16 protein-coding genes and 3 pseudogenes are annotated in these 19,987 nt (G+C 69.3%); 8 read left to right on the forward strand and 11 right to left on the reverse strand.

Translation table 11 applies throughout. From position 1 onward, the window contains the following. Positions 1-18: 18 nt before the first annotated feature. A complete protein-coding gene (locus tag ACFYO2_RS34625; protein WP_388357119.1) occupies positions 19-1,197 on the forward strand; it encodes a hypothetical protein in 1,179 nt (392 codons plus the stop codon). Positions 1,198-1,288: 91 nt separating this feature from the next. Further along, positions 1,289-2,026, forward strand: a complete 738-nt coding sequence (locus ACFYO2_RS34630; protein WP_388357122.1) for a 4'-phosphopantetheinyl transferase superfamily protein — start codon at positions 1,289-1,291, stop codon at positions 2,024-2,026. A gap of 59 nt (positions 2,027-2,085) precedes the next feature. On the opposite strand, the gene ACFYO2_RS34635 is transcribed toward ACFYO2_RS34630, so the two are convergent. Then, positions 2,086-2,595 carry an RNA polymerase sigma factor gene (locus tag ACFYO2_RS34635; protein WP_388357125.1) on the reverse strand — a complete coding sequence of 170 codons (510 nt, stop codon included), beginning with the start codon at positions 2,593-2,595 and terminating at the stop codon, positions 2,086-2,088. Between the two features lie 447 nt (positions 2,596-3,042). Between ACFYO2_RS34635 and ACFYO2_RS34640 the strand changes: the two are divergent. Beyond that, positions 3,043-3,408 (forward strand): annotated as a pseudogene (locus ACFYO2_RS34640) (transposase); the annotation flags it as partial. Between the two features lie 155 nt (positions 3,409-3,563). Here the strand turns inward: ACFYO2_RS34640 and ACFYO2_RS34645 are convergent. The 3 genes from ACFYO2_RS34645 to ACFYO2_RS34655 form a co-directional block, all read right to left on the reverse strand. Continuing rightward, positions 3,564-3,785, reverse strand: coding sequence for an IS3 family transposase (locus tag ACFYO2_RS34645; protein ID WP_388357128.1), 222 nt, complete (start codon positions 3,783-3,785; stop codon positions 3,564-3,566). Between the two features lie 69 nt (positions 3,786-3,854). Then, positions 3,855-4,415 carry an IS3 family transposase gene (locus ACFYO2_RS34650; RefSeq protein WP_388357131.1) on the reverse strand — a complete coding sequence of 187 codons (561 nt, stop codon included), beginning with the start codon at positions 4,413-4,415 and terminating at the stop codon, positions 3,855-3,857. Continuing rightward, the gene (locus ACFYO2_RS34655) at positions 4,412-4,720 is read right to left on the reverse strand and encodes a transposase (protein ID WP_388357133.1); all 309 of its coding nucleotides are present in this window, start codon (positions 4,718-4,720) and stop codon (positions 4,412-4,414) included. Before ACFYO2_RS34655 ends, ACFYO2_RS34650 begins: the two co-directional genes overlap by 4 nt. 65 nt (positions 4,721-4,785) lie before the next feature. Between ACFYO2_RS34655 and ACFYO2_RS34660 the strand changes: the two are divergent. Together ACFYO2_RS34660 and ACFYO2_RS34665 are read left to right on the forward strand one after the other, a co-directional pair. Beyond that, positions 4,786-5,256, forward strand: a pseudogene (locus ACFYO2_RS34660) (transposase); the annotation flags it as partial. Between the two features lie 281 nt (positions 5,257-5,537). Further along, positions 5,538-6,596, forward strand: a complete 1,059-nt coding sequence (locus tag ACFYO2_RS34665) for an IS630 family transposase (RefSeq protein WP_388357377.1) — start codon at positions 5,538-5,540, stop codon at positions 6,594-6,596. Between the two features lie 102 nt (positions 6,597-6,698). Here ACFYO2_RS34665 and ACFYO2_RS34670 read toward each other — a convergent pair whose 3' ends face one another. Next, a complete protein-coding gene (locus ACFYO2_RS34670) occupies positions 6,699-7,436 on the reverse strand; it encodes an SDR family oxidoreductase (protein ID WP_388357380.1) in 738 nt (245 codons plus the stop codon). A gap of 93 nt (positions 7,437-7,529) precedes the next feature. On the opposite strand from ACFYO2_RS34670, the gene ACFYO2_RS34675 reads away from it, so the two are divergent. Further along, positions 7,530-8,369 (forward strand): LysR family transcriptional regulator, encoded by an 840-nt coding sequence (locus ACFYO2_RS34675; RefSeq protein WP_388357136.1) that lies wholly within the window; start codon positions 7,530-7,532, stop codon positions 8,367-8,369. Between the two features lie 242 nt (positions 8,370-8,611). Here the strand turns inward: ACFYO2_RS34675 and ACFYO2_RS34680 are convergent, their stop codons facing one another. Together ACFYO2_RS34680 and ACFYO2_RS34685 are read right to left on the reverse strand one after the other, a co-directional pair. Then, positions 8,612-10,084: an APC family permease gene (locus ACFYO2_RS34680; RefSeq protein WP_388357139.1), complete on the reverse strand. Its 1,473-nt coding sequence runs from the start codon at positions 10,082-10,084 to the stop codon at positions 8,612-8,614. 60 nt (positions 10,085-10,144) lie between these two features. Next, the gene (locus ACFYO2_RS34685) at positions 10,145-10,879 is read right to left on the reverse strand and encodes a FadR/GntR family transcriptional regulator (RefSeq protein WP_388357142.1); all 735 of its coding nucleotides are present in this window, start codon (positions 10,877-10,879) and stop codon (positions 10,145-10,147) included. Between the two features lie 276 nt (positions 10,880-11,155). On the opposite strand from ACFYO2_RS34685, the gene ACFYO2_RS34690 reads away from it, so the two are divergent. Further along, on the forward strand, positions 11,156-12,595 hold the full coding sequence (locus ACFYO2_RS34690) for an amino acid permease (RefSeq protein ID WP_388357145.1): 1,440 nt from the start codon (positions 11,156-11,158) through the stop codon (positions 12,593-12,595). A gap of 112 nt (positions 12,596-12,707) precedes the next feature. On the opposite strand, the pseudogene ACFYO2_RS34695 reads toward ACFYO2_RS34690, so the two are convergent. The 4 genes and pseudogenes from ACFYO2_RS34695 to ACFYO2_RS34710 form a co-directional block, all read right to left on the reverse strand. Then, a pseudogene (locus tag ACFYO2_RS34695) lies at positions 12,708-12,923 on the reverse strand (ATP-binding cassette domain-containing protein); the annotation flags it as partial. Between the two features lie 381 nt (positions 12,924-13,304). After that, positions 13,305-13,886 carry a sigma-70 family RNA polymerase sigma factor gene (locus tag ACFYO2_RS34700; RefSeq protein ID WP_388357148.1) on the reverse strand — a complete coding sequence of 194 codons (582 nt, stop codon included), beginning with the start codon at positions 13,884-13,886 and terminating at the stop codon, positions 13,305-13,307. Between the two features lie 1,119 nt (positions 13,887-15,005). Then, a complete protein-coding gene (locus ACFYO2_RS34705; protein ID WP_388357151.1) occupies positions 15,006-17,048 on the reverse strand; it encodes an ATP-binding protein in 2,043 nt (680 codons plus the stop codon). After that, positions 17,045-18,133: a BTAD domain-containing putative transcriptional regulator gene (locus ACFYO2_RS34710; protein WP_388357154.1), complete on the reverse strand. Its 1,089-nt coding sequence runs from the start codon at positions 18,131-18,133 to the stop codon at positions 17,045-17,047. The genes ACFYO2_RS34705 and ACFYO2_RS34710 overlap by 4 nt, the downstream gene beginning before the upstream one ends. Positions 18,134-18,815: 682 nt before the next feature. On the opposite strand from ACFYO2_RS34710, the gene ACFYO2_RS34715 reads away from it, so the two are divergent. Beyond that, positions 18,816-19,964: a serine hydrolase domain-containing protein gene (locus ACFYO2_RS34715; RefSeq protein ID WP_388357158.1), complete on the forward strand. Its 1,149-nt coding sequence runs from the start codon at positions 18,816-18,818 to the stop codon at positions 19,962-19,964. The last annotated feature ends 23 nt before the right edge of the window (positions 19,965-19,987 follow it).

The following is a 19,987-nucleotide window of genomic DNA, read 5'->3' on the forward strand; positions in this document are numbered from 1 at the left end:
GAGAGAGGTTTCACGAGCATGACTGACACCGTTGCCCCGGTCCGGCGAACCTGGCTGGCCCCAGGCGAGCTGCATCCCGACGACCGCCGCGAGTTCGGCGCGATGCTGCGCTACTGCCTGGACGGCACCGACGAGGGACGAATCCACCTGGAGTCCGTGCCCCAGATCGAGTTCGGCGCCACTGACGATGTGCACGCCGACCGGGTCGAGCGGCTCCTCGGCGAGGCGTTCAAGCGGTTCGCAGGCGCCCCGCAGCGGGCGGACCGTACCCGCCTCGACCGCTGGGACCTTGCCGCCGAACCCGCGGCGCCCGCCTCGTGCGGCCCGCTCGGCGACACCCCCGCCGACGGCCGCATCGGCCCAGGCCTGTTCGTCAGCGGCCCCCGGAACGCGCTGCTGATCCGCGTGCTGGAGCGGCTGCTCGGGCAGACCGCCGCACGGCTCGGCGCCACCGAGTACACGGTGCCCGCGCTACTGCCCTGGACCACGCTGGAGAAGGCCGGCTACACCGGCAACTTCCCGCAGCACATCACCGCCGCTGGCGTCGTGCGCCCCGACCTGGACGCGCTCGACCGCTTCGGCATCGCCACCGATCCGGCGAGCCGCGCGGCCGAGTTGGAGTTCACCCCGGTCGCCCTCGCGCCCGCCGTGTGCATGGGGCTCTTCGAGCGCTTCCAGGGCGCGCGCCTCGAGGAGCCGCTGACTGTCACGGCCACCGGCCAGTGCAGCCGCTACGAGGGCAAGGCCACCGCCGACACCTCGCCGACCCGCCGCTGGTCGTTCAGCATGCGCGAGATCGTGTACGTCGGCGACCGGCCAGGTGCCCGCGCCTTCCACGCCCAGGTTCTCAAGGAACTCCTCTCGCTCGCCGAGAGCCTCGGCCTGCCGTGCAAGGTGCAGCCCGCCTCGGACCCGTTCTTCACCAGCGCCCGCCCGCAAATGGCCCAGTACCAGGCGGCGATGGACGTCAAGTACGAACTGGTGGGCCGGATGGCGCACGACGGTTCGGGCGTCGCGGTCTCCTCGCTCAACTACCACAACCAGCACTTCGGCAAGGGCTTCGACATCGCCTTCGCCGGGCAGCCGGGCTTCTCCGTCTGCTGGGCCTTCGGCCTCGAGCGCTGGGCGGAGTGGCTGAGCGGCTACCTCGGCGACGACCCGGCGGGGTGGCCGGCCCAACTGCGTGCGCAGTGCTGAGCGCAGACACCGAAAGCGCGGGCAGGGGTGGGGCGGGGGCGCCGCGGTGAGCGCGGTGTCGCCGAAGCCGCGGCTCGATGACGGAGCGGGCGTGGTGCGTGCACTGCTCGCGCTGCGCCCCGTTGTGGAGGCCACGCTCCCCGGCTCCGGCGGGGGTCGGCTGACTCTGGGCCTTGCCACAGTGACGGAGCCGGCACTGCGCCCGGCGGGCCCGGTCGAGGGCCAGCTGTGCGCGGGCCAACTTCCCGCCAGAGCCCGGACGTTCCTCTCGGGGCGGGCCGCCTTGCGGCGGGCCCTGGCCCGGTCCGGACAGCCCGGCGGCGCCGCCGCGGAGATCCCGTACGAGGCGGACGGGGTCCGGCCCCGCCTACCGCGCGGCAGCGTCGGCTCCCTCAGCCACTCCGGAGGAGTGGCTGTGGCACTGGCCGCTCCCGTCGCGTACTGCGCCGGGCTCGGCGTGGACCTGGAGCGCCACCCGCTGCCGCCGGCCGCGGGCCGGGTGGTGCTCACCGGTGAGGAACGGCTGTTCCTCACCGGCACCGGCAGCGCCGACGAGTCCACCGCCGACGGCGCGGACGCGGCCTGCGAACGCCGTCTGCGGGAGCTGTTCTCCGCAAAGGAGTCCGCGTACAAGGCGCTGCACGCGCTGCTCCCGCCACCGCAGCGGCCCACAACGTTGCTCGGTATCGCCATCCGCCCCGTGCCCGGGGGCTTTTCCGCCCGGGCACGGGGGACGCCGGAGCGGGTCCTGCACGTCCACGTCCGCTGGGCTGACGGCGCGGTCCTGACCTGGACCGCTGCCGACTGCGGCCCAGGCGGGGCCGGTTGACGTACCCGGACCGGGGCGTCCGACGTACCCGGCCGGGGCCGTCTACGTGGACGGCCGGGTCAGTGCCAGGCGTCCTGGAAGTTCCGCCGGGCGCGGTGCAACCGGGAGCGCACCGTGCCGACCGGCAGGGAAAGCACGCTTGCCGTCTCCCGCTCCTCCAGGCCGTAGACCGCGCGCAGCGTGAGGATGTCTCGTTGGTGCGAGGGCAGCCGCTCCAGGACGTCGGTGATGGCGACACCGAGCGAAGGGTCGCCCGGAGACGGCTGGTCGACCAGTTCGGCCGTCGCGGCCTGTCCCGCGCGCCGTGCGGTACGTGCGGCCTCCCGTACCGTCACGGCGCGCACCCAGCCGTAGAACGCCGCGGGCTCCCTGAGGGTCCGCAGCCCCCGGTACACTGCGAGCAGCGATTCCTGGACCGCCTCGGGCCGGTGCCCGGCGTCGACCGAGGAGCAAAGCCGCCGTACGAACGGCGTGATGTGGAGCAGCAGATCGTTCATCGCGCGGTGGCTCCCCGCCTGCGCGCTCAGGATCAGATTGGCAACTGGCTGGGCCGTGGCCGTCTCGTTCATTCCCCCGCCTTGCTTACATGTCGCGATTACCAGTGACATCGGGAGGGAGCGAACTCCCTGAAGGCAGGGCGGAATGCCCGGCGCCACAGTGTCCAACCCCCCGTGTACTCGAGGTTAGTGACGGAGATTCAGGAAACGCACAATTGGCGCTGGCTGTCTCCCGCCATGGCAGGACTTCGCCAGGGCGCGATTCGGACAGCGCCGGTCGCAAAAGGGGGAGAACCCGCACCAATTGTTACAAGTCCAAGGGCTGACCAAGCCCGCAACCGCAGGAAGCTCGGCTCCCGTGGCGGCCGAACCGCCGCGTTTCCATGCGGTGGATTACCGCGAGCGCCATGCCGTCGAGTGCGGGATCGACCGACTTAAAGGCACAGGGCAGTAGTAGGGCTTGGTCACGTCGGTGTTGACGATGCGTGTCCTGTGGGTCTGGAGTGTCGTTGAAGGCGTGTGACTCCGGAGGAACTTGCATCTGTGCGGCGTGAGTTGGAGGACTTTGCTGCAGAGGTCTTCGAGCCGTTCGCGCGTAATGATCAGCGTCGGTGGGGGCAGGTCTACCTGCGAGGTCTGCTCACCGATGGGCAGCGCAAGTCGGTCGAGCCGATGGCCGCCCGGCTGGGCGAGGACGGGAACCGGCAGGCCCTGGCCCATTTCGTGACGACGAGCCCTTGGGATCCGGCGCACGTGCGGGCCCGGTTGGCCTGGCGGATGGAGGCGGCGATCCGGCCGAAGGCGCTGATCTTCGACGACACCGGGTTCCTCAAGGACGGCAATGCCTCGGCGTGCGTGTCGCGGCAGTACACCGGCACCGCGGGGGCCCGTATTTCAATAACTGTCAGCGACGGGGTTCCGCAGGGGTTGTTCGGGCGTGTAGCTGTTCCAATGTGCGGGCGGGCGATCCGGGTATCGGCGTGACGAGGATCTGGTGCAGGTCCAGGAGTGAGGTTCCCCCGGCGTGCGGGAGGTGCTGATCAGCTGGTCAGGGCAGGTTGACGGGGTTTCAGGTTCGTTCGTTCTGCCGTTGCCTGGTCGGAGTAGTGCTTTTCCTCGAACTCGACCGGACTGAGGTAGCCGAGCCGCTTCTGGATGCGCCGGGAGTTATAGAAGCCGTCGATGTACTCGAACAGCGCGAGATTCGCCTCGGCCCGGGTGGCGAAGACGCGGCCGCGGATGCACTCCGTCTTGATGATCATCTCCCGCTCCTATAAGTCGCGTTGTGAGCTTCACGGATGTGTATTGACAGCCGTGATCCGCATGGTGGATCAGCCCGGTTCGACTTCCCGGCTCGCGAGCGCGTATTCGAGGGTGGTCAGGACCAGGTCGGCGTCCGCGCGGGCGGAGGTCTCCCAGGCCACCACCCGGCGGGAGAACGCGTCCCGGATCGCCGAGAGCCACAAGGGCCCCTCACCGGTGGTGATCATGGTGAGGTCGGTGACCCACAGCCGGTTCGGCGCAGGCGCGGTGAAGTCCCGCTCGACCAGGTCCGGGGCGAGGGTGGCCTTGGGATCGCGGCGCGTGAAGCCGCCCCGGCGTGGGCTGATGCCAGCGATGTCGGCCTCGCGCATCAACCGCTCGACCCGTTTGCGGCCCACGTGGACGCCCTCGCGCTGGAGTACGGCGTGCACGCGCGGCGAGCCGTATGTTCCGCCCGAGTCGGCGTGGATCTCCTTGATCTGCTCGGTGAGTTCCACATCCCGGCGCCGGCGTTCGCACGGCTCGCGCTCGGCACGACGCCAGCGGTAGTACGTCGAGGAGGCGATGGAAAGTTCCCGGAGTACGCACTCGACCCCCAGGCGCGGGTGCTCGTCAATGAGCGCCGTCACCTGGGCCGGGTCGGGTCGAGCTGCGCCGCGAAAAACACCGAGGCCGTCCGCAGGACCTCGTTCGCCCGCTTGAGCTGGACGTTCTCCTTGCGCAGCGCGGCGAGTTCGGTGCGTTCATCGGTGGTGAGCCGGTCGTCGCGCTCGCCGGCGTCCGCCTCGGCCTGACGGATCCAGCCACGCAGTGCCTCCGGATGCACCCCGAGGTCGACGGCGAGCTTCTTGATCTGCGGCTTCGGCTCGGCGGAGCGATACATCCGCACCGCACGCTCACGCAACTCCAGCGAGTACTTTCTGGGGGCAGCCATGGTCGATGTTCCTCTCATGAGTCCCATCTGACCCTCTGTCAACACACTCCGCATCTCGGGGGAACCTCATGCGCCGCGAACGCCCGCACCCCGGAGCCCAGCTGTCCCTGTTCGACCAGGACGAGGGCCTGCGGCACCAGGCGTTCCTCACCGACACCCCGTCCTGCGATGGTGGTTCCGCCCAGTTCCTGGAGGTCCGTCACCGCGGGCATGCATGCGTCGAGGACCACATCCGTTGCGGCAAGACCACCGGATTCGGCCGCTTCCCCTCCCGCGACTTCGGCATCAATGCCGTCTGGCTCGAACTCAGCCTCGCGGCGATCGACCTGCTGGCCTGGACCCGTTTCCTGCTACTGGACGGCGAGCTCGCGGCTGCCGAGCCGAAGAAGCTCCGCTACCGGCTGCTGCACGTCGCCGCCCGCCTCACCCGCGGCGGCCGGCGTCTGCGCCTACGGATATCGGCGACCTGGCCCTGGAGACACGAACTGGCCACGGCTTTCCACCGCCTCGCCGCACTGCCCCGTCCCGCCGCCTGACCGGCGAACCCCTGCCCGCCCATGACCCGAAAGACCTTGGAGAAACCGACCAGCGCGCCGGGACTCCGCCATGCCCAAGCAGCGAAAACACCTCGCCCACCCGACAGTTGACGATCAACGACATCTCATCAGCCCAACCGAAACGGCGAGGCTAGTGGCTCGGCTCGATTAGTCGACCGGGAAATTGATCAGCCGCTGGTAGTCCGTCAGGCTGTCTCCGGGACTTGATCTTGGAGGTGGTTGTGGGGCGTCGTCCGGGAGTGTTCGTCCGGTCGGTGAGCATGGAGGAGGGCCGGCGGCTTCAGCGGATCAGCCGGACGTCGAAGGACCCGGTGAGGCTGCGGCGGGCGATCGTGGTGCTGATGTCCGCGCAGGGGCAGCCGGTAGGGGACATCACCTCGTTGCTGCAGGTCGGCGAGGACTACGTGCGCGATGTCATCCACGCCTTCAACGAAGGGGGTTTCGACGCGCTGGACCCAAAATGGAGCGGGGGGCGGCCGAAGACGATCGGTGACCAGGTGCGCGAGCGCATCTGCCTGATCGCCCGAACGTCCCCCGGTGACTGGGGCATCAAAGCATTCTCCACCTGGAGCCTGGCCAAGCTCGCCGAGCACCTGGTCAAGCACAAGGTCGTCGCCGCCCTCAGCCGGGAGACCTTGCGCCGGATCTTGCGCGAGGGCAAGGTCTCCTGGCAGACGACGACCACATGGAAGGCATCCACCGACCCGGCTTTCATCGCCAAGATGCACCGGGTCCTGGAGCTCTACGACACGCCGCCCGTCGACGGCCGGGTGGTCTGCGTGGACGAGTTCGGCCCGCTCGGTCTCCAGCCGCGCAAGGGCAAAGCGTGGAGGCCACTTCGTGCTCCGCGCCGGCTGAGGGCCACCTACAACCGCTACGAGGGCGTGATGCACATGCTCGCCGCCCTCGATCTGGCCACCGGCAAGATGTACTACCGCATCCGCGAGCGCAAGCGGTGGCACGAGTTCCTCGGCCTGCTGAAGGCGCTGCGAGCCCGCTGGCCCAAGGAGAAGCTGTACGTCGTGCTGGACAACTTCTCCCCGCACAAGCACGCCGAGGTCCGCACTTGGGCCGCCGACAACGACATCGAGCTGGTCTTCCTACCCACCTACGGCTCCTGGCTGAACTGGATCGAGTCCGAGTTCGCCGCGCTGCGCTACTTCGCACTCAACGGCACGGACCACCGCACGCACGACGAGCAGAACGCCGCCATCGCCGCCTACATACGCTGGCACAACGCCCGCGCCGAGCCGAAGACGGGCTTCGCACCCGAGTCACCCATCCGGCATTGGACCGAATTCCCAGCCAAGGCTGCGTAAAGCCATGGGACGTCGTCCAGCCCAGCGACAGCGATCTTCGCAGGGTGCACGTGGGTCCGACCGGCGGCGGCCTGATCGACGAGGACGTATCCGAGGGTCAGGTCACCAGGGCACGACCCCGTTGTCGTCGAACAGTTGGCCGGTAGGGCCGTCGTCCGGCAGGGTCGCCAGCCTGATGGCGATCGCCGCGCCCTGCTCGGCGGTCTGGGTCCCGCTGAATCCGTTGAGGTCGGTGGCCACGTAACCGGGGCAGGCGTTGTTGATCAGGATGTTGGTGCCGCTCAGCTCCTTGGCGTACTGGATGGTGACGGCGTTGAGGTAGGTCTTCGTCGGCGCGTAGCCCCCGCTGATCCCCCCGAGGTCGACGCCGGGCGTGGTCTGCAGTGTCAGGGAGCCGACGTGGCTGGACTGGTTGACGATCCGCGGGTGCTCCGAGCGGCGAAGCAGCGGCAGCATTGCGTTGGTGACCCTGATGACGCCGATGACGTTGGTCTCCACCAGTCGCCGCACGGTCTCGAGGTCGATGGTCGTGGGTTCCTCCGGCCAGCCGCCGGCAACGCCGGCATTGTTGACCAGTACGTCGAGCCGTCCTGCCCGCTCCTCGATCAGTTGGACCGCGGCGGTCACACTCCCGCCGTCGGTCACGTCCAGGGGTACGCCGAACGCGTCGGCGCCGGCCGCGCGCAACTTCGCCACGGCGTCCTCCCGGCGTCGCTCGTCCCGGGCGCCGACACCGACACTCCAGCCCCGCGCACCCAGCCCGGCCGCGATCTCATACCCGATCCCCTTGTTCGCGCCGGTGACCAGCGCGATCGTCTTCTCGCTCATGACAGCGAGCATGCTCGTGCTGCGGCCGGGCACCAACACCATCTCGGTAGTGCAGCGATACCTGGTCGGTATCGATCTGCCGTCTGCCGTCATTAGCCTGGACTCATGGAAATACGCGAGCTGCGGTACTTCGTCGCCGTCGCCGAGGAGCTGCACTTCGGCAAGGCTGCCCAGCGCCTCGGGATGGCCCAGCCGCCCCTGTCCCGCGCGATCACCCAGCTCGAACGGCGGCTCGGAATCGCACTGCTGGAACGCACCAGCCGCAAGGTCACGCTCACCGCGGCCGGAGGCGTGCTGCTGGCCGAAGGACGCGCGATCCTCAGCGCAGTGACCGCAGCTGAGCGGCGTACCCGTCGGGCCGCGACAGCGCACCCCAGCCTTGTCCTCGCCGTGAAGTCCGGCACCGCTGGCGAACTGCTGACGAAACTGCTCGACGCCTACGCCGCGGAACCCGGCGCAGCCACCGTCGAGCTACTGCTCTGCGAGGCACACCAGCACCAGCTGCTGCTGCAGGACGGGCAAGCCGACGTAGCTCTGCTGCACCTGCCCTTCGACTCAGCAGCCGGGCTCGACACCGAAACCCTGTACACCGAGGGACAGGTCGCGATCCTGCCGGCCTCACACCCGCTCGCCAGCCGCTCTCAGATCCGGATGGCCGACGTCACCACGCTGCCAGAGCTCCCGATGGCGCGCTGGCCCGGTCCCAGCGGCAGCTACCCAGAGGGACCGGGCGCAGAGGTACGGAACCTGACACAGCTCTTCCAGCTGATCGCGCTCGGCCGTACCACTGTGGTCATTCCCGAGTCGGCCGGCGCCGACCTGCGCCGGGACCTCGCCGCCGTGCCGGTCCTGGACGCTCCGCCCGTGGCAACGGTGATCGCCTGGCCGCCGCACAGCCGCCTTCGTACAGTTGCTGACCTGATCCGCGTTGCAACACGCCTTTGAACTCGGATTAAGAGGGCGGCCATCCAACGGCAGCCCCGATCAAGCAACTGGCAGCTCAAACGCCTCCCCTGTCCGCTGGCACAACGCCCGCGCCGAGCCGACGACCCGCTCGCACCCGAGTCACCCACCCGGCAGTGGACCGAATACCCGGCCAAGGCTGCGTGACAAGCCACTAGTACCCCGTCCGACCGGGGTGACGGCAGCGAGCTCCTTCCGGCCTGACAGTGGTCGGCACCGTCGGCTCACTCCGCGTCGGCGACGACGGAGCCCACCCGTTCGGCCAGGCCGGGATCACGGCGGACCAGGAGGGTCGCGTAGCCGACGGCTGCGAGCAGGGTGGCCAGGGCCGCGTACGGGAACCAGCTGTACGGGGCGGGCTGGCCGGGCTTGGCGAGGTAGTAGAGCGGAACCAGGATGGCGAGGGCGCCGATCGCGGGCAGCACGAGGTGCCGGACGGTCCGGAACTCCTGCGGGCGGTATCTGCGGTAGTACAGCGGCAGGGCGATGTTGGACGCGAGGTAGACCAGCAGGATCAGGATGGCGCCGAGGCTCGAGGACTCCGTGAAGAAGACCACGGGGTTCATCGAACCGCTGCCGGACCCGAGCAGGTGGCCCAGGCCCCAGCCTCCGATGATCAGCAGCGCGGTGACGGTGAAGGTGACGATCGCGTTGTTCGGCGTACGGCGCGTGGGGTGGACGTAACCGAAGAAGGACGGCAGCAGTCCCTCCCGCCCCGCGTTGAACACCAGGCGGGCCTGGGAGTTGATGCCCGCGATCAGCACGCCCAGGGTGGAGGTCAGGCCGCCGACGTAGGCGAGGAGCGCCAGCGCGCCGAGCGTGTGCTGGGCGACGTCGATGAAGGGGATCCGGGAGGCACCGAGCCGGTCCACGTCGTATCCGAAGCCGGTCACCGTGGCGTAGGAGAAGAGGATGTAGCTCACCGTCATGATCGCGACGGAGGAGAACACGGCGCGGCCGACGTTGCGCCGTGGGTTCTCCGTCTCCTCCGCGAGTGCCGCCGAGTTCTCCCAGCCGATGAACAGGTACACCGCCAGCGGGAAGCCGGCCGCCAGCCCCTTGAGTCCGTGGGTGAGGTGGCCGGGCAGGAACGGGGCGGCGGAGAGGTCGCCGCGGTGCTCGACGATCGTCGCGACCGACACCACGACGAGCACCAGCATCTCCACACCGAAGAAGTAGCCGGCCCACTTGGTGGAGACGACGATCCCGCGCAGCATCAACACCACCGACAGTCCGGTCAGCAGCAGTGTCCAGATGATCCACGGCAGGTCCACGCCCGTGTAGTGGTGCAGGGTGATCTGCACGAAGCCGCCCGAGATCGCGATCACCGAGGCCATGGCGACGATGTAGCCGAGCCCGGCCAGCAGGGCCGTGGTCACCGCGCTGACCGGCCCGAAGGTCTTGCCGACGAAGGTGATGAAGCTGCCTGCGGAGGGGTGCGCCCGGGAGAACTCGGCCAGCGTGTTGCCGAGCAGCGCGACCGCCACGCCCGCCGCCACGATGGTCAGTGGGGACGCGACCCCGGCGGTGGTGGCCAGGAAGGCGAAGCCGAAGAAGAAGCTCATCGCCGGGCCGACGTTGGCCATCGTGGCGGCGGCGATGTCCGCCATGCCGAGGACGCCGCCGCGCAGCCGCTGGGGCGCGCCAGTGACGGGGCCCGACGCCGACGACGGGCCGACAGCTCCGGGGTCCGGCATGGCGACAGCTCCTTCTGTGGGGTGGCGACACAGGGAAGGGAGGGAAAGGGGGAGAAGGGATCAGTTCAGGCCTGCGCGCCGGTGTGCCTTCACCGCGTGTACCGCCGGGTCCATCGCGCCACGGGTGAGTTCGTCGAGCAGGTCGGCGTGGCAGCGGTTGCGGGCCCGTACGACCGCGGGGGCCGGCGCGGGCCCCAGCAGGCACTGTCGGCCGAGCAGATCGGCGGCGAACTCGCGGATCCCGGTGCCGCCGAGGGTCTCCGCGAGGTCGAGGTGGAAACGGGTCTCCAGTTCCAGGAGCCGGGCCGGGGCGGCCGCCAGGTCCATCTCCTCGACCAGCGCCCGCAGTCCGTCGAGCCGCCCGTCCGGGACCTCGCCCGTGCTGTGCGCCACGAGACCGCATTCGAGCAGCAGATGGAAGGAGTCCAGCGCGGCCGCCTCGTCGGCGTCGTGCAGCACGGCGACGACCGAGTCCCAGTCGGCCGCGACGAAGGTTCCGCCCGCCCGGCCCCGACGGCGGTCGAGCAGGCCGTCCTGGCACATGGCCTCCAGCGCGCGGCGCACGGTGATCTCACTGATCCCCAGCTCCTCGGCGAGGACGCCCGCGTCCGGCAGCCGGTCTCCCGGCGCGACGGACCTCAGACGCACCCGCAGGGCGATCCTGGACCGGACGAGCTCCGCTCCAGTGGGCCCACGGCTGGCCAGGACGCGGGTGTCCCATGCCCCGCCGACCGGCGCGGACCGCGCGGGCACCGGCTGGTTGTAGGGACCGAACTTGCCCGCTGCATTGACCACGACGCCACCCTAACGGCCTGTCGAGCGCGGGCAGGGCCCACGGCGACGGCATCCGCACGGAGGGTTCTCGCGACCATGCCGCGGTGTGGTGCATGGGGGCTCCCCAGGGGATCGGAACACGGGGACGACACGGTGGCAGCCACGGAGGACGGAAGACGCCGTGGGCGCTGCACGAAAAATAGAGCAAGGTGAACAGTTAAACAAGTCTTGTTCTTTTAGATCGTACTGAACTAATTTCCAGGGGCCCTGGTCCGCACTCCCTCCATGGATGTCGAGATGACCACAACCGTCCCCAAGAGCCCTCCCACAGAGCCTGAGTCCGGCCTCCAGGCCGGACTCAAGAACCGCCACCTGTCGATGATCGCGATCGGCGGTGTCATCGGTGCCGGCCTGTTCGTCGGATCCGGCTCCGGCATCGCCGCCGCCGGGCCCGGCATCCTGATCTCGTACGCCCTCGTCGGCGTCCTGGTCGTCCTCGTGATGCGCATGCTTGGCGAGATGGCCGTGGCCAACCCCACCTCCGGCTCGTTCTCCGCCTACGCCGACCGCGCGCTGGGCCGGTGGGCCGGCTTCACCATCGGCTGGCTGTACTGGTTCTTCTGGGTCGTGGTGCTCGCCGTCGAGGCGACCGCCGGGGCCAAGATCCTTGCCGGCTGGATACCGGCGGTCCCGCAGTGGGGCTGGGCCCTGATCGTCATGGTCGTCCTCACCGCCAGCAATCTGGTCTCGGTCAGCTCCTACGGCGAGTTCGAGTTCTGGTTCGCCGGCATCAAGGTCGTCGCGATCGTCGCGTTCATTGCGGTCGGCGGCCTCGCCATCTTCGGCCTGCTGCCCGGCTCGGACCACCCGGCGAGCGGCTTCTCCAACCTCACCGCACACGGCGGCTTCCTGCCGAACGGACCCGGAGCGATCCTCACCGGCGTCCTGATGGTGGTCTTCTCCTTCATGGGCAGCGAGATCGTCACGCTGGCGGCGGGTGAGACCGCGAACCCGCGGGCCGCCGTCATCAAGGCCACCAACAGCGTGATCTGGCGGATCGCGGTGTTCTACCTGGGCTCGATCCTGATGGTGGTTTCGCTGGTGGGCTGGGACGACCCTGCCATCCTCAAGGACGGCTCGTACGTCGCCGCCCTCAGCTCCGTAGGCATCCCGCACGCCGGCGAGATCATGAACGCCATCGTGCTGACCTCGGTACTGTCCTGCCTCAACTCCGGCCTGTACACGGCCTCACGCATGGCCTTCTCCCTCGCCCGCCGCAGTGACGCCCCGGCCGCGTTCGGCCGGACGACGGAGCGTGGCGTCCCGCGCTCGGCCATCCTCGCCTCGGTGGTCTTCGGCTTCGTCGCGGTCGCCTTCAACTACCTGTGGCCGGACACTGTTTTTCAGTTCCTGCTCAACTCCTCCGGTGCGATCGCCCTGTTCGTCTGGCTGGTGATCTGCTTCTCCCAGCTACGGATGCGCAAGATCATCGAGCGGGAGTCGCCGGAGAAGCTGGTCGTCCGGATGTGGCTCTACCCCTACCTGACCTGGGCCACCATCGGCCTCATCATCTTCGTCCTGGGCTACATGCTCACCGACACGGCCGATGGCGGCGGCCGCGACCAGGTCGCCTTGTCCACCCTGCTGGCCCTGGCCGTGGTGGTCTTCGCCGTGGTCCGCCAGCGCAGGGCAGTCCGGAACGGGACGCACACGCCGGACCGCGCCACGGTGTCGTAGGGGGCAGCTTCCGTCCCCCCCCGCGGTGGTGGCATGGGTCTCTCCGGCCATGCCGCCACCGCGGCGTCGCTTCTTCCGACTCGCCGGAGTCGCCGTGCCGGGGCCGGAGTGCCTCGCTCTGCCCTCCGGACACCTGCGACGGGCGGCGCTCGCGCAGGTCACAGAGCCCGAGTCGTTCGAGCACCTCGCCCGCGGTGGCGAGCGCGGGTCACTTGCGCTGCCCGGCCAGGCGCAGTGGCAGGGCCGTGTTCTCCTCGATGGTCAGCTCGGGGAGTAGTTCGCCGTACTGGAAGACGGAACCGAAGCGTTCACGGCGCAGCGTGCTGATCATCGAGGTCGTGGAGTGGGATTGCCGGGCTCAGTATCGATGGGGAAGGGGAGCGGCGGCCGCAGGTGAAGGCGTCCTGGCCGCTGCCCAAGCGGTGGGCGATCGAGCGGACCTTCGGCCGGCTGATGCAGTACCGCCGCGGTCAAACCGCCGTGGTGGTTCACGCTCGACCAGGCCCAGAGCATCCCGGACGAACTTCCCACTGCCTGGCGGACGATGTGCCTGCTCGCCTTCTCCACCGGACTGCGCTGGGGCGAGCTCACTTCCGATGACCGCCGCGGAGCTGTCCGGTATCCCCGGCACAGCACGGCGAGCGGCACGCTCGGTGGTCCCGGAGGGGGCCGTGGAGGACCAGGGCGGCACCCACCGCCCGTGCCATGGCTATTCGCCGAGTACGTCTTGTTTCTCCAGGGCCTTGCGCAGTGCCCGCACGGCGTAGAAGGCGCGGCTCTTGACGGTGCCGGGCGGGATGCCGAGGTGCTCGGCTGCCTGGGCCACGCTGCATTCCAGGTAGTACATGAGGCCGATAATGGTCCGATGCTGCTCTTTCAGCTCCCGCAGTGCTTCCAGCACTGCGTGGGAGGTGATCGTGGATCTCATGCCATCCCAGGATGTGTCCAGGTCCTCGACCGGCATCAGCTCAAGAGGCCTGATCTGCCGAGCCCGGTGGTGGTCGATGACAAGGTTCCTGGCCACGGTGAACAGCCACGGCCGGATGTGGTCGCCGCGGGTGCCCAAGAACCGGGCGTGTTTCCAGGCACGGGCCGCGGTCTCCTGGAGGATGTCCTCCGCCTTGTGCCAGTCGCCGTCCAGCAGCCGCGTGGCGTACCGGACGAGCAGAAGTCCGTACTGATCGTAGACGTCTCGGATGAAGGCATCGCAGTCGGCTTCCGAAGTGACGTTCCGGGCATGCGCCCGAGCCGGAGCGAGGGTGGTGGTCCCCGCTTCCATGATCCCGTTCATGGGTGGCGCCCAATCCTGTTCAAGTGTTCTGTGGCGTGCTCTCCCGCATGCGCGGCGAGTGGCTCAACCTTCGTAGGGAGCCCTTGGCCAAACCTTGTCGTCTCCTTGTCGTGCCCCTTGGCGTCTCTCGCTGACCGCCCCGGCCAGGCCCTGGCATCCGCTGCGGAGCGCGCTTCCGGCCGAGTCGCACACGGAAGGACCGCCGCCGTGGCGTTCGGGCTGTGTGTGGGTGGGGGGAGCGGGTGCCCGCTCGTGTCGCGACGTCCGTCACGACGCTCTGGTACACGTCGACCGGGCACCGCACCGATCGGCCGGTCCTCCGTCGCGCATCCGCCCACGTGTTCTTACGCACGGCGAACCGGCCGCCCTGGACGCCGTTTCATGTGCTGAGTGCCCGCGTCGCACACCGGGCCCGTAAGGGCTGAGTGGAGGCCGGCGGTCGGACATGTGGCTCAGCGGATGGGAAACCCGGAAGGCCATCGGCCAGGAAGCCGTCGGCCGGTCGCGGAAGAGCGTTGACGCTGCAGGCGCAGCTCCCCCGTGACGGCGTCGAGGACGGCATCGACTGCAGGGTGAACCGGAGAGCCGCACGCAACGTTCAGCAGACCGAACGCCTACGCATCGGGGCCTGCTGGCCAGGTGGCGACTCCTCGCTCGCCGACCCTGGGCCCAGGTCCGACACGGTTCCACACAGACCGGTCGTCCACCCCTTCACTCTGTGCGCCATTGGCTGCTTCCCCGGCGTGAACAACAAGGGTGGTTTGCCGGCCCCTCGATCGTGTTGCTCCGCAGCACGGCACCATCTCGGAAGGAAAACTCCACTGATGAAGCGCACCCTCTCCCGGCTCGGACTCGTCCTGGCGGCGGGAGCCATGACCGCTCTCCCGCCCGCCTCCCCGGCCGCCGCGGTCGATCAGACCGCCTGCGGTGACCGGACGGACCTGGTTCAAGGTCTGGTACAACGGCAACCAGACCGCGTGCTTCGCCAACGCGGGCGTCATGGCTCCTGGGCCCCGGCTCTGCGGGTGAGAGGAGGCCCGCGCCCGCTGGAGCTCAGCGGATGCGCGGACGAGTGATCATCCGCTGAACCATCCCGGTCGGTGTCGACAATGCTCGTGATCAGTACACCTGGCGCGCAGGATCACCACTCCTCGGAACCGGGAGCTCATGGCTCCCGGCCGCCCTCTCCGGCACGGTGGGCGTGGGATCCGCGTCCATGTCCAGGGCGGTGAGCCGGTCACGGACCTGCTGGGCGCTGTGGGACATGGCTCGCTCGTCGGCGCGCTCGAGGGCGTGGACCCAGTCCGCCCGTGCGCCATTCCGGTCACCCGAGGCCAGCCGGGTGTCGCCCAGCCGCATCAGTGAGCCGATGGCGTTCCTGTGGTCGCCCAGTTCCTCGAACGCCCGCGTCGCCCGCTGGTAGGTGGCCACCGATTCCTCGTAACGGCCGAGCTGACGGAGGTTGTAGCCCAGAATGTCCCAGGCCTGGGCCAGCTGCCACGGCGCGTCCAGGCGCTGGAACAAGGCGATGCCCTCCTCGCTGTACTGAAGGCTTTTCTCGAGCTGCCCCAGGTTGGAGCGGAACCAGGCGAGTTCGACGAGGCACTCGGCCAACCACAACTCCTCACCTGTCTCCCGGGACAGCTCCAGTCCCCGCTCGGAGGACGTCACGGCCTCCTGGATCCGGCCGAACAGGAACAGCGCGCACGCCGTGACGTAGTGGGCTCGGGCCTGTTCACCGGTCGCGTCGAGCTCTTCGAAGATCGTGGTGGCGAGTTGTAGGTGGTGCAGGGCTTGTTCCTGATGGCCGAGATAGCCGTGGATGCCACCGAGGTGGCGTAGGCAACGGCCTTCTTCGAGGCGGTTGTTCTGGCGCCGGGCCACTTCAAGGGCGGGGGTCAGTGCGGTGATGGCTTCGGGCCAGAATTCCTGGCGGTAGAGATAGTCCTTGAGTGACCAGGCCAGCCCGGTGGTGTGGTGGTCCAGCTGTTGGCTGACGGTGGTGTGGAGCAGGCCGGTCAGCACTTGGTGTTCGGCGGTGAGCCATCGGGTTGCCTGCTTGACGGTGGTGAGGTTCTCCGGGGTGACGCCTGGGTTGGGTGCACCGAGGTCGAGCTCGGGTGTTGTGTCGTGTTTCAGGAGCTGGTTGGCCTCGTAGGCGGTGAACATGTAGTGGTCCAGGACCCGGAGGGTGGCGTGGTGGCGTTCGTCGGTGGTGTCGTGGGTGTGGGTCAGTTCGGTGGCGTAGCCGCGCAGGAGGTCGTGCAGGCTGTAGCGGCCGGGCAGTGGTTGTTCCACGAGGCAGGAACTGACCAGGCCGGCGAGTGCGCGGCGGGTTCGGGGGAGGGGAAGGCCGGCGAGGCCGGCCGCGGCGGGGGCAGTGATGTGCGGGCCGGGGTGCAGGGCCAGGAAGCGGAAGAGCCGGGCGGTGGGCTCGTCCAGGGACCGGTAGGACCAGGAGAAGACGGTGCGCACGTCGGTGGTGGTGTCGAAACCGGTGAACGCGTCGAGGCCGCCGTGGGTGTGTCGCAGCTCGTCGGCGATGGCGTGAAGGGGGAAGGAGGGATCGAGTTCGGCGCGGGCGGCGACCACGGCCATGGCCAGGGGAAGTCGTCCGCACAGGCGGATGATGTCGGCTGTGGCGGTGGGCTCGGCGGCCAGTCGTTCGGTTCCCAGGCGTCGTTCGAGGGCTTGGTGGGCCTCGGTTTGTGAGGGCAGGGGGAGGGTGAGGGGTTTGGCGCCGTCGGTGGCGATCAGGCCGGGGAGTTGGTTGCGGCTGGTGATCAGGGTGAGGCAGCCCGCTCCCGCGGGGAGCAGGGGGCGCACTTGTTGCTCGTCGCGGGCGTTGTCCAGGACGAGGAGGATCTGCCGGTCGGCGAGGAGGCTGCGGAAGAGGGTGCTGCGGCCGGGGGTGTCTTCGGGGATGCGCTGGGCGGGAACACCGAGGGCGGTGAGGAAGCCGTGCAGGGCGTTGCCGGGTTCGATGGCGGGTGCGTGGGGGTGGAATCCGCACAGGTTGACGAAAAGCTGTCCGTCGCGGAAAGAGGGGGCGATGCGGTGGGCGTGGTGGACGGCGAAGGTGGTCTTGCCGACACCGGGAGCACCGCTGATGACGACGACAGGGGCAGCGGCCGGTCCGGGCCGGCCGGGTGCACCGCTCACAGCCGACAGCCACGCCCCCTCGGCCGCCCGCCCGGCGAACACCGGGAGACTGCGCGGCAGTTGTGCCGGACGTGCCAGGGGCGGCGACGTGGTTCCCTCATCCCCGGGGCCGGGTCGCACCTCGCATCGGACCGATCGGCCGCGTCGGCTGGTTCGTCGGCGGCCGGGCCGACGGGCGCGGTTGCCTCGCCCTCGTCCGGCACCCCGGACATGGCCGGCCCGATCGGATCGCTGCCGTGCCCGGCACCCCCGCCGGGGGCGGATGCCGCGCCGAATCTGTTCAGTTCATCGGCTGAGTGAAGGGGTGGCAGGTCGTGGTGGAGGATGCCGTGGTGCAGGGCGCGTAGGGATGGGCCGGGTTCGAGGCCGAGTTCGTCGGCGAGATGCCGGCGCAGGTCGGTGTAGCGCTGAAGCGCTTCGGGGTGCCGGCCGGCGAGGTACAGGGCGCGCAGCAGCAAGGCCCAGCCGGTTTCCCGCAGGGGATGCTCTGTGGTCATTTCCTGTGCCGCGTCCAGGGCTTCGGTGATCCGTCCTCGCAGGAGCAGGGCAGTGGTGCGGATCTCGCGGGTGGTCTGCCGCAGTTCTTCCAGGCGTGCTGCCTCGTGGATGGCGAACAGGTGGTGCGCGGCGTCGGCGAACGGGGTGCCGCGCCACATCTCCAGGGCTTTTCCGGTCTCTTCCACGACGCGTTCGGGCCGGCCCTGCTCCATGAACCGGTGTGCCTGGGCAAGGGCCCGCTCGAAGCGTACGGTGTCACGGCTCTCGGGCGGAACACGCAGGGCGTAGCCCAGGGGTTCGGTGACCAGCACCTCGAAGGTGCCCTGTCGGCGCAGGTGCTGGGGTTCCAGGACCGCGCGTACCTTGCTGATGTGGGCGTGCAGGGAGCCCATCGCTCCGCCCGGTGTCCGTCCCGGCTGCTGCGGCCACAGTTCCTCGCACAGCGTCTGCGGAGCGACCGCCCGGCTCTCGGCGAGCAGCAGGCGGATCAGCAGCAGCCGCTGCCTGCGCCGACCCGGATCGAGTACCGTGCCCGCCCGCCGTACCACCAGCGGACCCAGCAGCCCGAAGTCGAGACCCTGCCTCACAGTTGTCACCGTACCCACTCAGAATCCCGCTCGACGGCGCCGCCATCGGGGGCACATACATGACCATGACCCGCGGAATGGGCGACCCGCTCCCGCGGTGACGAAAACCGGGCGCTGGCACACCCGGACACCCGTGCGACCCTCGTCGCGGTGACCTGTCCGCCGAGGTGGGGGGCCGGAGCATGTGATCGGCGCGGCGAGGACCCCGTCGTCCGCTTCCCGCATATCGGACAGGACATTAGCAGGACGCCACCCGGCGGGATGACTTCACCGGCGGCGCGATGCGCCGCGGTGACAGGGGCGCCTTCGCCGGCCGCGGCGACTGCAGGTGGGGCGCGGGATCCGCCCTCCGCCGGGAAAGGGCCGCCTCCACCTGGGGAGCCGCTCATCTGCTACCACGACCTCGGCTCGCCATGGAACGAACCGGTGGCCGGCTGATTCCGACGCTGCTGATCTGCGAGCACCCCGCGCCGGACGGCCCGTGAAGAACGCATCCGGTACGCGGTCCGTTCCGGTCGGCGGCGTCGCAGAGCGGGCCGGATCCTCTGTAGACGGTCTCTGCAGATGTCCTCCCGCCAGAGGGGCATCCACACAGATGCCCTCACCTGCGACGAAGCGTGAACCAGCGTGACGTTCATTCCGTTGAGTGATCGAACGGTCGTCGTCAAGAGTGGGGAAAGACATGGTCATCGTCGAAGGAACGAGCACTGCCCGGTTCGAACCGGTCCGAGCGGCGCTGGCAGCGCACCTGGAGTCCGGCGAGGAGCTGGGGGCGTCGATCGCCGTCGATGTCGACGGAGTCATGGAAGTCGATCTGTGGGGTGGGCATGCCGACGAAGCGCGGACCGTTCCGTGGCACCAGGACACGTTGGTCAGCCTGTGGTCGACCACCAAGACCCTCAGCAGTCTGGCGGCCCTCGTCCTCGTCGACCGGGGGGCGCTGGATCTGGACCGCCCGGTCGCGCACTACTGGCCGGAATTCGCTGCTCAGGGCAAGCAGGACATCGAGGTGCGGCATGTCCTGGCACACACCTCGGGGCTCTCCGGCTGGCAGCAGCCCTTCACCATCGACGATCTGTACGACTGGCCGACCGCGAGCGCCCGGCTGGCCGCGCAGGCACCCTGGTGGGAGCCGGGCAGTGCCTCGGGCTACCACGTGCAGACTCAGGGACAGCTGGTGGGAGAGCTTGTCCGGCGGGTCAGCGGCCGTACCCTGACCGAGTTCGTCGACACCGAGATCGCCAAGCCGTCACAAGCCGACGTCCAGATCGGTGCGCGGCAGGCCGACTGGCCGCGTATCGCCGAGCTGGTGGCGCCGTCGCAGCTCCCCGAAATGCCCGCCGGCCTCGATCCCGAGGGGATCTTCACCAAGACGTTGCTCGGAAGCCCCGCCCGGGACGAGCACGTCGACACTCCGCAGTGGCGCCGTGCCGAACTCGGAGCCGTCAATGGACACGGCAACGCACGAGGCATGGCCCGTGCCCTCTCCGTGATCTCACGGCGCGGCCAGGTGAACGGCCACCGGCTCCTCTTCGCGGACACGGTGGACAAGGCCCTCGACGTACAGACCGACGGGATCGACCTGTTCCTGGGCGTTCCCGTGCGCTGGGGCATCGGCTTCGCGCTCGCCGATGCGAGGACGATGCCGCACATGCCCACCGGAAGGGTCTGCTTCTGGGTCGGCCGGGGCGGCTCGATCGTCATGATGGACCTCGACCGGCGCGTCACGTTCTCGTACACGATGAACCGGCTGGGCGACGGAATCCTCGGCTCGGAGCGCACCCTCAGCTACATGAGGCATGTCTACGAAGTCCTGGACTCCACCGGCTGAGGCCCGCCCGCTCCACCCCGGAG

This window comes from Streptomyces sp. NPDC006602 (assembly GCF_042870385.1).
Classification (GTDB): Bacteria; Actinomycetota; Actinomycetes; order Streptomycetales; family Streptomycetaceae; genus Streptomyces.